This is a genomic window from Aeromonas sp. FDAARGOS 1405 (genome assembly GCF_019048265.1).
Classification (GTDB): domain Bacteria; phylum Pseudomonadota; class Gammaproteobacteria; order Enterobacterales; family Aeromonadaceae; genus Aeromonas; species Aeromonas veronii_A.
Genome location: NZ_CP077311.1, coordinates 953,312 through 967,055 on the forward strand (window position 1 = coordinate 953,312; position 13,744 = coordinate 967,055).

The following is a 13,744-nucleotide window of genomic DNA, read 5'->3' on the forward strand; positions in this document are numbered from 1 at the left end:
TCACAGGATGATATCGCGTACCACGCTGTCTTTGCGCTCAAGATAATGGATCGACTTGATACGACGAATGGTGCGCGACTTGCCACGGATCAACAGAGTCTCGGTGGTCGCCATCACGCCATCGCTGGTGATGCCATCCAGCAGATCACCCTTGGTGATGCCGGTGGCGGAGAAGATGACGTTGTCATTCTTCGCCATATCTTCCAGCTTGAGCACCTTGTTCACATCGATGCCGAGCGCTTCGCAGCGGGCAATCTCCTGCTCGCCCAGCGCACGCACTTCCGGGCTGTCGCCCTTGACGCGGTGACGCGGCACCAAACGGGCCTGCATGTCACCATCCAGCGCGCGGATCACCGCAGCGGAGATCACCCCTTCCGGTGCGCCGCCGATGCCATACAGCATGTCGACTTCGCTGTCCGGCAGACAGGTGAGGATGGAGGCGGCAACGTCACCATCAGGAATGGCGAACACCCGCACGCCCAGACCCTGCATCTCCTTGATTGCCTTGTCATGACGCGGCTTGGCCAGGGTAATGACGGTCAGACGGGAGAGCGGCTTGCCCAGCGCCTTGGCCACGGACTTCAGGTTCAGCTCGAGAGCCTGATCCAGGTCGATGGCGCCTTTGGCCTTGGGCCCGACGATCAGCTTTTCCATGTACATGTCAGGCGCTTTCAGGAAAGAACCCTTGTCGCCCACCGCCAGCACGGCCAGTGCATTGGCCTGACCCATGGCAGTCATGCGGGTACCCTCGATGGGATCGACCGCGATATCCACCGCGTCGCCGTGTCCGGTACCAACCTTCTCACCGATATAGAGCATCGGCGCTTCATCAATTTCACCTTCGCCGATCACAATCTCACCATCGATCTCGATCTGGTTGAGAATGTGGCGCATGGCCGCTACGGCCGCCCCATCAGCGATATTCTTGTCACCACGTCCGAGCCACTTGTAGCCAGCCAGTGCAGCCGCTTCCGTCACTCGGGAAAACTCGATTGCCAGTTCACGTCTCATCGCATATCCAACCTATGGAGCTCGAAAACGGGCGGCATTCTACCACAAGGGCAAACCTTTGCGCACAAAAGTAGCTGCCAGGTGCATAAATGTAGCCAATTCATCCAATTGCAACCCAATTGCCATCGACTCTTCATCCAGTTGTCACCCCGCTGTCATGCATCTTCCCTAGGATGGCCCCGTCTTCAAAACAAAAGCTTGCAACACAAGGGATTAAGATGAAAAAGCTGACTGTAGTGGCACTGGCTCTGACCGCCGCCTTCCAGGCGCAAGCCGTTGAGGTGTATAAAAATGATACCGCCATGCTGGACCTGTATGGCCGCATCTACGCCGGTCAATTCTTCGGCGACAAGAAAGAAAACGTCGATACCGCCAACCCGAATGGCACCAAGGATTACAGCGCCAAGCAAGGGGCTAACCAGTTTGTCCGCTTCGGTGCCAAGGCTGAAACCCAGATCCAGAGCGGTCTGAAGGCGCTGGCCCAGTACGAAGTTCAGATGTACATCAACGACAGCGAGAAGACCATCAGCGAGAGCTCCGACAACCTGCGTACCCGTCTGGCCTTTGCCGGTGTGGGCGCTGACTGGGGTACAGTGACCTTCGGTCGCCAGAAAGGTGCCCCGGGTTTCCTGGCGGACTGGACTGATGTCTCCCTCTCCGACGGCTACGGTAACGAAGCGCTGGGTGCAAAGACCGACACCTTCGCCACCAACCGCGCCGGTTCCGTACTGAAATACTCCGGCCTGTTCAATGGCTTCCAGCTCGACACCAGCTACAAGTTCGACGGTGGTGACACCGAAGAGACTACCAGCAAGGATAGCGACGCGGCCTACGGAGCAGCCGTGGCCTATACCTTCCCGTTCAACCTGTCGCTGGGTACTGCCTATAACGTCGGCCTGCGCGACAAGAGCGGTGAAGAAGATGCAAAACTGTGGCTGATCTCCGCCAAGTTTGACAACAAGGCCGCCTACGCCGCCCTCAGTTATGCCGATGGCAGCGACTTCCTGGCGACTGGCACCGATCACACCGGTTGGGAAGCCGCGCTGGGCTACAACTTCGAGAATGGCTTCGGTCTGATGGCGCTGTGGAACAAGCAGGAGCAGGACAAGGCTGGCACCAAGAAAGACAATGTGGATTACTACACCCTGGGAGCCCAGTACAAGTTCAACAAGAACCTGCGGGTGCTCGGCGAGTACCGCATCAACAATCTGGACAGCGTTGCCGGCAAAGCGACCGCCAACCAGGATGACTTCCAGCTGGCTGCTCGCTACGACTTCTAATCGAGGTTTTCTGATACCCAAAGCGCGATGGCTTGCCATCGCGCTTTTTCGTCGCTGTTGCTCAGAAAACCACAAACTGGCCTAGGCTCAACAGTAGATGTATCGCCGGAGAGATGATCATGGTCAGGCTGCTTTTCGTCCTGCTCTTGCTGCTGGCTCTTCCCGCTCACGCCCTCAATATCGCCATGGTACTGTGGCGTGGCGAAACCGCCGCCGAGGCGGGCTTTCGGGCCGAACTGACCCGACTTGGCTATCAGACCACCATCACCGTCTACAATGCCAATCAGGATCGCACGGCGCTGGCGACCATGCTACGTCAGCAGATGCTGCCGAAACTGGCCGAATACGACTACATCTACACCTTCGGTACCACAGCCACCACCATGACAAAGAGTTTGGTCGCCAATCGCAAGCCCATGATATTCAATGTGGTTTCAGATCCTGTCGGGGCAGGTTTTCTCTCTGAGGACAAGGCTCAGAACAGCATGGTCGCCGGGGTAAGCAATATGGTGCCGATGGCGCTGCAACTGGCCAATGCCAGCAAGTACCTCCCATCGGATAAGCGGCTGCTGCTACCCTTCAACCCGCGGGAGCAAAACACCCTGCTGGTGGCCGACATGCTGATCAACGCGGCCAAAGGTTACCAATGGCAAGTCGCAACCTGGCGTATAGCACCGGATCCAAAGCGACTGGAGAACGAGTTGAAGCGGCTGCAACAGGATGCCAAAAACGACATCGTCTTTCTGGCCGCAGACAGCTATCTGCTCTCCATCGCCCCCCGTTTGCTGAATGCACTCAACGCAGCTGCCATCCCTACCATCTGCAGTGCCGAGCTGTTCGTCGAACACGGCTGCAGCGTTGGCACCATCAGCAGCTACGAGGCACTGGGCAAGATGGCCGCCGGGATCATCCACCGCCACCAGCAGGGAACAGCACTGCAGGATATACCGCTGCAGACCGATCCCCATCCCAAACTGGTGTTGGGGCAACTGGGTAACGCCACCACGCAGGAGGCGAGCCCCGCAAAGCCGAAGCCTTGATAAAGATCTCGGCCAATCAGGCTCCGGGCGGGTATGCTGTTGACCCCCATCGCCCGAGAGCCCTTTCCCATGAGCACCACCGTCTTTTTTGCCGTCCTGCTGGCAGCCCTGCTTCACGCCAGCTGGAATGCGCTGGTCAAAATTGGCGAAGAGCGGCTGGTGGTCGTGTCACTGGTGGCGATCTTCTCAGGGCTTATCGCCGCCGTGGCGCTGCTGCCCATGGGGCTTCCCTCTGCTGCCGAGCTGCCTTGGCTCGGCCTCTCAGTCCTGCTCCATATCGGTTACTGCCTGTTTCTCAGTCATGCCTACAATCAGGGCGATTTTGGCCAGATCTATCCGCTGGCCCGTGGCAGTGCCCCGCTGCTCGCCATGGCGTTAAGTGCCATATTGCTAGGGGACTACCCCGGTTACGGCGGCATCATCGGCGCCTGCGTGCTGATCATGGGAGTCTTGCTGATGGCCTGGCGAGGTGGGCAGCAGCGCCTTGCCAGCAAAGCGGTTCGGGCAGCACTGATCACGGCCATGTTTACGGCGACCTATACCCTCTCGGATGGTGCCGGCGCCCGCGCAGGGGGTGAACCGGTACGCTACACCCTCTGGCTCTTTGCCTGCACCGGGCTGGCGATGCTGCTGGTGCTGATCGTCCACCAGAAACGCAACGCATGGCGCCAGATCCGTCAATATGCACTGGTTGGCGCCACCGGGGGTGCCATGTCACTGCTCGCCTACGGGATTGTTATCTGGGCCATGACCCAAGCCCCCATTGGCGTGGTCGCGGCTCTGCGCGAAAGCAGTGTGCTGTTTGCCATGCTGCTCTCGGTCTGGCTGCTGAAAGAGCCGCTCGGGCGCATGCGGCTGACGGCGGCGGCCATTATCACCGGCGGCGTGCTGCTGACCCGGCTGGGAGGATAAGCGCTGTCGCCATTGGTGCGGATTTATCTGACAGGATGGCGTAATTCACTCCGGCAAATATGCCGAATACGAATAATGGAAATAAGTGTCAGCCCGGGCGTAAATGTTTACATCCGCAACGTATCAATTAACTGGCAGGTCTGTTTATTTCAACCACAGCTTCATTCGGGAAACTTACCTGCCCAGCAGCATTAATGATAAAATCGTTCACAGTTAATTTTCGGCAACGCTGACCAATACCGCGCATGGCACAGACCATGCCGCTCCGCCCATACATTCATTGACCGCCTGACGGGTAAGCCAGCCCGGTCAGAGATGACCCGATCGCGCCCGCCACAACAAGATGGCATGGCGCTACCGCGTTATTAATGGGTCCGGTTTCGTCTGTTTAATTTTTGATTATTTTAAATCCAGCACCATCAGGGAGTTTTTAATATGTCAGCAAAAAAGCTGAAGTTGGGCGCCTTTATATTGATGATATTAACATCGGTATTTGGCGTCACTAATATCGGGATCGGTTTTTACCGAATGGGATATGCCGCCATTCCGATGTTCGTGATCGGCGGTCTGTTTTTCTTCATCCCGTTCATTTTGATGATGATCGAATTCGGTACCGGTTTTCGCAAAGAGGCGGGCGGCATCTTTACCTGGATGCGCCACTCGGTCTCGACCCGATTCGCCTTTATCGGTCTGACCATGTGGTTCGCCTCCTACGTCATCTGGATGTTTGGCAAGGCGCTCTCCATGTGGGTGCCCCTCTCCTTCATGCTGTTTGGCCGCGACATCACCGTCATCCCGGTCACCCTGGACACCGGCATCGACTTCGGCCCCTTTATTCTGGGAGTTGTCGCCATCGCGCTGGTTGCCACCGTCACCAAGCTCATCACCCTGGGCAGCGCCCGCTTCGCCAAAGTGGCGGCTATCGGCGGTCTCTCCGTGGTGGCACTCAACGTGTTGCTGCTGGTCGGTGGCGTCTTCACCTTCGCGGTGAGCGGCATGACTCTGCAGGAGCCCTTCACCCAGGCATCGCTGACGGCGTCTCCCAATGCCGCGTTCAACGACATCATCCCCTTCCTCGGCTTCATGGTGTTCGCCATCTTCGCCTACGGCGGGGTCGAGGCGATGGCCGGGGTGGCTGACGAGCTGGAAGATCCCGAGCGTGACCTCAAGCGCGGCATCTTCCTCTCCGGCGCCTTCATCGTACTCTGCTACATCATCGGCTTTCTGGCGGTCGGCTCAATCATGCGCTGGAGCGACTTCCCGGCCGAGGGGATCACCTCTCTCTCCGCCCTCTTCATCATCATGTTGGAGCTGGGGCGCCATCTCGGTGGCGAGTGGCTGGGACAGGTGTTCATGCGCTTTGCTGGCCTTGGCATGTTCCTGAGCTATCTGGGCGCCTTTATCGCCCTCTCATACGCGCCACTGCGCCAGTTCATCACCGGCACCCCGAGCTACTTCTGGCCGGAGCGTTTCCAGCGCGAGAACGAGAATGGCGTGCGCATTGAAGCCCTCAAGGTGCAAGCCTGGGTGGTCTGTCTGTTCATTGCCGCCAAGTCCATCTTTACCCTGATCAACCCGGAAGGGGCCGCCGCCCTCTACGAGCTGATCATCACCATGACCAACGTCGGCATGACCCTGCCCTACATGTTCCTCATCTACGCCTGGTATCGCTATCGCAACAACTCGGCGCTGGGCAAGGACCTGATCTTCTTCAAGAGCGCGGGCTCGGTACTGCTTGCCACCATCATCAGCCTGATCCTGGTCGCCTTCGGCAACGTCTTTACCGTGGTCGCCCCCTTTATCTCCGGCGATATCTCCACCGGCGTCTGGACCATCATTGGCCCGCTGCTGTTCGTGGTGATCGCCATGCGCTTCAAGATCAAGCAGGAAGATGCCCACTAACCGGCAGGCAATGCTCCATGCCAATCGGGACCGTTCTGGTCCCGATTTTTTTAGCGCCGGCTTCCGCTCGCCATCACAACCAGCCCATAGTTTCAATGTAAAAGAAGACTCCATGGAGACCATTTTTACGCTCTCCTCGTCGTCAGAGCGCGCTCAACGTCGTAAATTATCAATATCAAGGTGAGAATGATTGTGAAGCGCCAGTTCACGACATATAACTTAGCGAGATGTCCCTGTATTTCGTCCGGTAGAGCTGATCATGATGATGCGTTCCCTCCTTCCCCTGTTGCTTGGCGCAGTAATGCTGCCGGCCACTATGGACAGTGCCCATGCCAATCCCTTTTCCGCCAGCAGCAAGAGCAGCAGCGGCTTTCTCGAGCGACGGGATGTGCCTAACCTCAGCTCGGCCGCTTTCGTGGTGGCCAACCACAGAACCGGCGAGGTGATCTCCGAGCGCAACGGCAACCGGGTAATGCCCATCGCCTCCCTCACCAAGCTGATGACGGCGCTGGTAGTGCTGGATGCCAACCTGCGCCTCAATGAAATGCTCACCGTGACCAATGCCGACATCGACCGCATCAAGGGAACCGGATCGCGCCTAGCCATTGGCTCGAAGCTCAGCCGCGCCGAAATGCTCCATATCGCCCTGATGTCCTCTGAAAACCGCGCAGCCTCGGCGCTGGCCCGCCACTATCCCGGCGGCCAGCGTGCCTTTGTCGAGGCGATGAACGCCAAAGCCCGCATGCTGGGGATGTGGAATACCCACTACGCCGACAGCACCGGGCTCAACCCGCGCAATGTCTCCACCGCGCAGGATCTGGCCAAACTCGCCGCAGCAGCAGCCTCCTATCCGCTGATCCGCCAGTACTCCACCGACGAGCAGAGCTATGTGCGTACCAACAAGCGCCAGCTGCACTACCTCAACTCCAACCGGCTGATCCGCGAGGGGCAGTGGGAGTTCACCCTCTCCAAGACCGGCTATATCCGCGAAGCGGGCCGCTGTCTGGTGCTGGGCACCAAGGTCAATCACGAACCGGTGATCATGGTGCTGCTCAATGCCGAGACCACCAACGATCGGGTCGCCGATGCCAAACGGATCAAAACCTGGCTGGAGAGCTCGGGCAGAACCACCCTTGCCGCCAACCAGAGCAGCATGCTGACTCACCAGTAAGCTCGAGATCCCCAACCAAGCGAGGTGCCAGCCTCGCTTTTTTTATCTGCATGAGTGCGCCCAAAAAACGGGAGCTTGCTCCCGTTACAGGTAACACCTTCCGCCATCCCGTTACAAAACGTAACTACTCAACAGCGTGATTCACACTAATAGAATCAATTGGTTGTAACCTGTCAGCAAGAATTTTAGCGTGCCATCACAACCCCTGTAACGACGAGCCACCATGCGAATTTCCAGTATCGAGTGCGGGCGGGTACTGGCCATTCTGGCCGTGATGACCATTCATGTATCCCCTTTCGCCAACCCCTTCAATCCCGCCCTGTGGGGAGGCGAATCCTGGCTCTGGCTAAGCGGCACCATCAACCAGTTATGCCGCTTTGCCGTGCCGCTATTTTTCCTCTGTGCCGGTTATTTTCTGCAGCCGAGACTGAGTCGCGAGGCGCCGCTGACCGTGGCCTGGCGCTACTGCCGCCCCTTGCTGCAGCTCTGGCTGGTGTGGAGTCTGGTCTACCTGCTGGTGGCGTTCAATCCGCTGGATGCCGTGCAGCAAGGCTATCTGGCCTCCCTGCGCGGGCAGTGGCAATTCCAGCTCGGCGACCCCCTCAATGGCTGGCTGGTGGGCGGCATGATCCACCTCTGGTTCCTGCCAGCCCTGATCATGGCGGTGACCCTGCTGGCACTCTGCTACCGGCTTGGCAGACCAGCGCTCGCCCTCTGGCTGGGTCTTGGCCTCTACCTGCTGGCGCTGCTGGGGGGCTCCTATGCCAAGCCGCTGCTGGGTGCCGAGTGGCCACTGCTCACCCGTAACGGCCCCTTCTTCTCCCTGCTGTTTGTGGCGCTTGGTGCCCTGCTGCGCCAGCGTCAGTGGCAACCGGATGCCCGCACCGGCTGGCAACTGCTGCTGGCTGGGGTGACGCTCTATGGCTGTGAAGCCTGGGCGCTGCAGCACTTTGCCGCAGTGCCGCTCACCCGCCACGACTTCCTGCTCGGCTCCCTTCCCTGGGCTATCGGCCTGTTTGGCCTGCTGCTGGCCAACCCCGAGTGGGGCAAGGGCAGCTGGCTTGAGCGCCAGGCCCCCAAAGTGCTCGGGATCTACTGCCTGCACATGATGCTGGTAGTCTGGCTCTTCGTGTTTGGCCCGCAGGGCGCATCCATCCTGTGGGAGATCGCCAAGGTGCCGCTGCTGCTGGGAGCGTCTCTGCTGGCCTATCGCCTGCTGGCGGCCCAGCCCCTCACCCGCCTACTGCTGCGTACTCGCTGAGTCCGGTATCCAGCCCGTCCTATCGGGCCGGATACCTCTTCACGTTTAGCCCCTTTCTCTTCCGCTACGCCCTTTTTGCTCTCGCTTCATTACCGCAGTTTGCTGCAATGGTTCTACTTTTCAGCCGCGCTTCCCCAACCGTAAAACCTGCCCCCACAGCCCCCCTCTATTTTCACCTTGCCAGACAAATGAAAATCAATATCATTGGCATCCCGCTTAAGCGGGTCAGGCTAATTATAATTAAATCAATATGTTCGAGCCGTCAGGTCGACATCCAAAGAGTCAATATTGAATATGCAGCACCCTCACTTTCGCAGAACGCTGGTCTCGCTGGCACTGCTGGGCACCGGCTTCACTGCCCAGGCCACCGATGAAACCATGACTGTGGTTGGCAAACGCTCCCAGCATCAGGAAGTTGCCACCGCAACCCGTACCAATACGCCAGCCAAGCTGGTTCCCCAGACCATCGACAGCGTCAAGGTCAGCGAGCTGACCGCCTTCGGCCAACCAACGCTGAGTGAGGCCCTGAGCGGCATTCCCGGGGTCAACGCCAGCGGTGACACCCGCTTCGATGGGGTCAATATCCGCGGCTTCAGCGCCAGCAACGACTTCTATCTCGACGGGTTCCGCGACGACATGCAGTACACCCGGGATCTCGGCAACATAGAGCGGGTGGAAGTGCTCAAGGGCCCGGCTGCCGTGCTCTACGGCCGCGGCAGCACGGGGGGCATCGTCAACCGGGTCAGCAAGAAGCCGCAAAAAGGGCAGGAGTCCAGCGTCACCGCCCGGGTCGGCAGCTTTGACAGCCAGCGGCTGGCCGCCGACCTCAATGGCGAGGCGAGTGAGCAGGTGCAACTGCGCCTCAATATGGCGCAAGAGGACAAAGATAGCTTCCGCAACGGCGTGAAGAGCAAACGCACCCTGCTGGCCCCCTCCGCCAACTGGGAGATCAGCGACAACCTCAACTGGCTGGTGCAGTACGAGCGCAACGAACATGACCGCACCCCGGATCGCGGCATTCCCGGGGTCAATGGCCGTCCGGCCGATGTGCCGCGAGAGTATGTCTACAGCGATACCAGCCGCGACTTCATCGATGACGTGGCACAATCCACCCGCTCACGCCTCTCCTGGGATATCAACGATCAGTGGCAGTTGCGCCAGCAGCTCGGTTACTCCACCCTCGACAGCCAGTTTGACAACACCTATGTCACTAGCGTCAAAGGGGATCAGGTGACCCGCTCCCGCTGGCAGCAGGATCTCAAAGCGAAGAACCTGATCAGCAACACCGAGGCCGAGGGCCTGTTCCAGACCGGCCCGGTGGAACATCGCCTGCTGGTTGGCTTCGAGCAGAACTGGCAGGAGCGCACACCCAAGCTCTATCAAAACGCCACCGCCATCCCGTCTGGCAATCTCTACGATCCGGGCTCACTGCCTACCTACAATGGCGCCATGAAGCTCTCCAGCGACGCCAAACACAAGGTGCGCGGCAATGGCCTCTATCTGCAGGATCAGCTCAGCCTGGGTGACTGGCATCTGGTGGGCGGGCTGCGCCGTGACGACTTCACTGTCACCAGTCGCCGCTACGACCTCAACAAGGAGGAGAGCGTCTCGGTCAACAGCCTGAGCCCGCGCCTTGGTCTGGTGTGGAATCCCCTCGAGGATCACGCCTTCTACACCTCCTACAGCAAGACCTTCACTCCGGTGGGCGGCGAGCTGATCGGCATCACCCCGGGTGACAAGAACAACGGGCTGGAACCCCAGCACACCCGCCTCTACGAAGGTGGTGTGAAGAGTGACTGGCTGAACGGCAAGCTGGCGACCACTCTCTCCCTCTATCGACTGGAGATGTACAACAAGCGCACCAAGGATCCGCTGGATCCCACCAAGGTGATCCTCACCGGCCTGCAGCGTACCGAGGGTGTCGAACTGAGCGCCCGCGCCGAGCTGACCGACGAGATCTATCTGCGTGGCGGCTTTGCCATTCAGGATGCCGAGCAGGTCAAGGCGGATGCGGATCTGCAGGGCAAGCGCCCGATGAACGTCTCCCGTCAGAATGGCCAGTTCTATCTCGGCTACAAGAGTGGCGAGCAGGGCTGGTTCGGTGAAACCGGCGTAACGGCGGTGGGCGATCGCTTCGCCGACAACGCCAACACCACCACACTACCCGGTTACGCCCGCTTCGATGCGCGCGTCGGTTATCGCTGGCAACAGTGGGAAGCCGAGCTGAGCACCGAAAACCTGACCGACCACGAGTACTTCGTCAGCGCCACCAGTGCCAACCAGATCATGCCGGGCACACCCCGTCAGCTGAGTCTGACCGGTACCTACCGCTTCTGATCTCTGTGACAACCACCCCGACTGGCCAGCCCTTGCTGGCCAGTTTTTTTATGAAGCAACCACGATGAAACGCAGAAGAGTTCCCCTTCACAACAACAAATGGGTACGCCGCCTCCATGCCTGGGCCGGTTTTTTTACCCTAGCCCTGATGCTGATGTACGGCATCACCGGCCTCTGGCTACAACACCGAGCCGTGTTGCCCATCCCCGGCCCCCACACCGACAAATCGAGTGAAGAGATAGTGCTGGAGGCGCCGCTCGCCAGCCCGGAGCAGCTGAAAAGCCTGCTGCAACAGCGCTATCCCGATATCTTTGCCGATGGGCGAACCATGATCACCACGGCCCAGACCCTGCCCACCCCGAACGGTCCGCTCACCCTGCCCGCCAAGTGGGAGATACGCGGTGTCACCCTCAGCCAGAGCGTGGCCGCCAGCTATGTCGAGGGCACCCTGCTGGTACGCACCGATCTGCAACTGGCCAACTTTGCTGCCAGCCTCAACCGACTGCACCGCGGCATGGGCACCGGCCTCGGCTGGCAGCTGTTTGGCGACCTCGCCGCCCTGGCTCTGCTGCTGCTCGCCCTCACCAGCCTGTTTATGTGGACCAAGCTGCACGGTACCCCCAGAGCCATCATAGCGCTGACGCTCGCAGGTACCCTCGGTACCCTGCTGTTTGCCCTGCTGGGATAGCGCGCGACCATGCTACTACGTAGCAAGGAAATGAAAGAAAACCGCAATAGAAACAGGCCGCTGGCGGTGATGCCGTCAGCGGCTATATCAAGGAAAGGAAATAACGGAGAGCAGGAAAAGAAAAGGGATACCAAGAGGTAACGGGAAGTACTGCCAGCTCAACAGTAACGCCCCAATGCGCAGGAACGCTAAAAAACAAAAGGCCATCATTGCTGATGGCCTTTTGTCATAAATTTGATGGTGCCCGGGGTCGGACTCGAACCGACACGGTTATTCACCGGCGGATTTTGAATCCGCTGCGTCTACCGATTTCGCCACCCGGGCAACTGCGAGGGATTATACGAATGGCGCGATGCCATGCAAGGTGTTTTTCGATTGAACACTCCCGTTTGTTCATTTATTCAACGCCTTGCCGATGCGGGGCCAGTTACATAGAATGCCGCCATCATCTTAATGGAATAAAAACGATGGCCAAGCCTAAAAAAGTCCAACAAAAATCCCCCTCTCCTGCCACTCAGCCATACCCGTCAGCGGGTCTGCTGCGTCGCCTCGGCGCCCTGATCTATGATGCGCTGGTGGTGACCTCACTGCTGATCATCGCCGGCTTTATCGGCATGGGTGTCGCCAAGCTGCTGCTGGTCACCGGCATGGCCAGCGTACCGGCGGGTGAAGATACCGTCTGGTTGCTGACTCGCCACCCCCTGAGCCTGATCTACACCCTGTGGCTCGCCTTCGTCATCTGCGGTTTCTACACCTGGTTCTGGACCCGCGCTGGCCAGACCGTCGGCATGCGCGCCTGGCGGCTGCGCATTCAGAACGAGGATGGCAGCCATATCCGCATCACCCAGGCGCTGATCCGTCTCGCTACCGCAGCCTTTGGTCTGGGCAACCTGATGTGCCTGTTCAACCACAAGCGCCCACGGGCGTTCCAGGATATCTGGGCCGAGTGCGAAGTGATCGTGCTGAGCAAAGAGGCCAATCTGGAATTGTTGAACAAGTAATACCGGCTCAATGCAACAACGAAAGAGGGCACCAACAGGTGCCCTCTTTGCATTACCACGTGTGAATTACTGCTTGCGGCTGAGGATGTAGAAGGAGATACCGCCAAACAGCAGGCTGGGCGCAACAGCCGCCAGAATGGGCGGTACCGCATAGACCAGACTGATAGGGCCAAACACCCGATCACTCACATAGACGGCGAAACCGGTCATGATCCCCATCAGCATCCGCGCCCCCATACTCACCGAACGCAACGGGCCGAAGATGAAAGAAGAGGCCAGCAGGATCATCGCCACCACCGAGAGCGGTGACAGCAGTTTGCGCCACATCTCCAGCTTGTAGCGACCGGCATCCTGCTTGTTGGCATCCAGGTAACCGATGTAGTCGAGCAGACCGGAGACCGAGAGATTCTCGGGGTCGATACTCACCACCCCCAGCTGCTTGGGCGTCAGCTCCGAGCTCCACTCCATCGTGGCGTGCTGTTCACTGCGGATCTGCGCCGGATCGTCGAAGCGGGTAACCTGGGTCTGCTTGAGCAGCCAGTGATGCCGTTCAAATACCCCCTCCCGAGCCTGCACCACGTCGATCAGCTTGCGCTCGGGGGTGAAACGATAGAGGGTAATGCCGGTCAGGGCGCCATCGTTGCGCACCCCGTTGATATTAACGAAGTTGTTGCCATCCCGTGCCCACACCCCGTAGGCCGAGACGGTAAGCCGTCCTTCCGACATGGCACCGGCACGGATATCATCCGCCATCCGTTTGGCGACAGGGGCCACATACTCCCCCATCAGTCCTACCAGGATCATCAGCGGGATTGCTGTCTTGAGCGCCGCCATCACAATACTGATCTTGGAGCGACCCGCCGCCTGCATCACCACCAGTTCGGAGCTGGTCGCCAGCTGGCCCAGACCGATCAGACCGCCCAGCAGCGCCGCCAGCGGGAAGAAGAGCACCGCCTCCTTGGGCATGGAGAGCAACACATAGTAGAGAGCATTGATCATGTCGTAGTTGCCCTCTCCGACAGACTTGAGCTGTTCCACATACTTGATGAGCGCCGCAAGACCAACCAGCGTGAGCTCACACAGCAGGATCGACATAAAAATGACCCTGCCGATATATCTATCGAGAATGCCAAACATCAGC

General features: G+C 59.0%; 11 protein-coding genes and 1 tRNA gene. 9 read left to right on the forward strand and 3 right to left on the reverse strand.

Annotation, left to right across the window (positions count from 1 at the left end; translation table 11 throughout):
• Positions 1-1,011, reverse strand: coding sequence for a class II fructose-bisphosphatase (gene glpX, locus I6L35_RS04530; protein WP_005336386.1), 1,011 nt, complete (start codon positions 1,009-1,011; stop codon positions 1-3).
• A gap of 218 nt (positions 1,012-1,229) precedes the next feature.
• Between glpX and I6L35_RS04535 the strand changes: the two genes are divergently transcribed.
• From I6L35_RS04535 to I6L35_RS04570, 8 genes are all read left to right on the forward strand, one after another.
• Positions 1,230-2,291 (forward strand): porin, encoded by a 1,062-nt coding sequence (locus I6L35_RS04535; RefSeq protein WP_216979656.1) that lies wholly within the window; start codon positions 1,230-1,232, stop codon positions 2,289-2,291.
• Between the two features lie 119 nt (positions 2,292-2,410).
• Positions 2,411-3,331, forward strand: coding sequence for an ABC transporter substrate-binding protein (locus I6L35_RS04540; protein WP_216979657.1), 921 nt, complete (start codon positions 2,411-2,413; stop codon positions 3,329-3,331).
• Between the two features lie 33 nt (positions 3,332-3,364).
• A complete protein-coding gene (locus I6L35_RS04545) occupies positions 3,365-4,243 on the forward strand; it encodes a DMT family transporter (RefSeq protein WP_216979658.1) in 879 nt (292 codons plus the stop codon).
• A gap of 435 nt (positions 4,244-4,678) precedes the next feature.
• Positions 4,679-6,145: a glutamate/gamma-aminobutyrate family transporter YjeM gene (gene yjeM / locus I6L35_RS04550; RefSeq protein ID WP_216979659.1), complete on the forward strand. Its 1,467-nt coding sequence runs from the start codon at positions 4,679-4,681 to the stop codon at positions 6,143-6,145.
• A 259-nt stretch (positions 6,146-6,404) separates the two neighbouring features.
• Entirely contained in the window at positions 6,405-7,316 is a 912-nt protein-coding gene (gene pbpG, locus I6L35_RS04555) for a D-alanyl-D-alanine endopeptidase (protein WP_005342802.1), read from the forward strand.
• 223 nt (positions 7,317-7,539) lie between these two features.
• Positions 7,540-8,577, forward strand: coding sequence for an acyltransferase (locus tag I6L35_RS04560; RefSeq protein ID WP_216979660.1), 1,038 nt, complete (start codon positions 7,540-7,542; stop codon positions 8,575-8,577).
• A 294-nt stretch (positions 8,578-8,871) separates the two neighbouring features.
• Positions 8,872-10,914, forward strand: coding sequence for a TonB-dependent siderophore receptor (locus I6L35_RS04565; RefSeq protein ID WP_216980242.1), 2,043 nt, complete (start codon positions 8,872-8,874; stop codon positions 10,912-10,914).
• Positions 10,915-10,978: 64 nt separating this feature from the next.
• Complete coding sequence (locus tag I6L35_RS04570) at positions 10,979-11,602, forward strand: PepSY-associated TM helix domain-containing protein (RefSeq protein WP_216979661.1); 624 nt, start codon at positions 10,979-10,981, stop codon at positions 11,600-11,602.
• Between the two features lie 238 nt (positions 11,603-11,840).
• Here the strand turns inward: I6L35_RS04570 and I6L35_RS04575 are convergent.
• Positions 11,841-11,926 (reverse strand) — tRNA-Leu (locus I6L35_RS04575).
• A gap of 143 nt (positions 11,927-12,069) precedes the next feature.
• On the opposite strand from I6L35_RS04575, the gene I6L35_RS04580 reads away from it, so the two are divergent.
• Positions 12,070-12,603, forward strand: coding sequence for an RDD family protein (locus I6L35_RS04580; protein ID WP_216979662.1), 534 nt, complete (start codon positions 12,070-12,072; stop codon positions 12,601-12,603).
• Positions 12,604-12,669: 66 nt separating this feature from the next.
• On the opposite strand, the gene lptG is transcribed toward I6L35_RS04580, so the two are convergent.
• Positions 12,670-13,740, reverse strand: a complete 1,071-nt coding sequence (lptG, locus tag I6L35_RS04585; protein WP_005342795.1) for an LPS export ABC transporter permease LptG — start codon at positions 13,738-13,740, stop codon at positions 12,670-12,672.
• Positions 13,741-13,744: the final 4 nt, after the last annotated feature.

Excerpts from the sequence above, each read along its gene's own strand:
- glpX (WP_005336386.1), bottom strand. The coding sequence starts at position 1,011 with ATGAGACGTGAACTGGCAATCGAGTTTTCCCGAGTGACGGAAGCGGCT.
- I6L35_RS04535 (WP_216979656.1), top strand. The coding sequence starts at position 1,230 with ATGAAAAAGCTGACTGTAGTGGCACTGGCTCTGACCGCCGCCTTCCAG.
- I6L35_RS04540 (WP_216979657.1), top strand. The coding sequence starts at position 2,411 with ATGGTCAGGCTGCTTTTCGTCCTGCTCTTGCTGCTGGCTCTTCCCGCT.
- I6L35_RS04545 (WP_216979658.1), top strand. The coding sequence starts at position 3,365 with ATGCTGTTGACCCCCATCGCCCGAGAGCCCTTTCCCATGAGCACCACC.
- yjeM (WP_216979659.1), top strand. The coding sequence starts at position 4,679 with ATGTCAGCAAAAAAGCTGAAGTTGGGCGCCTTTATATTGATGATATTA.
- pbpG (WP_005342802.1), top strand. The coding sequence starts at position 6,405 with ATGATGATGCGTTCCCTCCTTCCCCTGTTGCTTGGCGCAGTAATGCTG.
- I6L35_RS04560 (WP_216979660.1), top strand. The coding sequence starts at position 7,540 with ATGCGAATTTCCAGTATCGAGTGCGGGCGGGTACTGGCCATTCTGGCC.
- I6L35_RS04565 (WP_216980242.1), top strand. The coding sequence starts at position 8,872 with ATGCAGCACCCTCACTTTCGCAGAACGCTGGTCTCGCTGGCACTGCTG.
- I6L35_RS04570 (WP_216979661.1), top strand. The coding sequence starts at position 10,979 with ATGAAACGCAGAAGAGTTCCCCTTCACAACAACAAATGGGTACGCCGC.
- I6L35_RS04580 (WP_216979662.1), top strand. The coding sequence starts at position 12,070 with ATGGCCAAGCCTAAAAAAGTCCAACAAAAATCCCCCTCTCCTGCCACT.
- lptG (WP_005342795.1), bottom strand. The coding sequence starts at position 13,740 with ATGTTTGGCATTCTCGATAGATATATCGGCAGGGTCATTTTTATGTCG.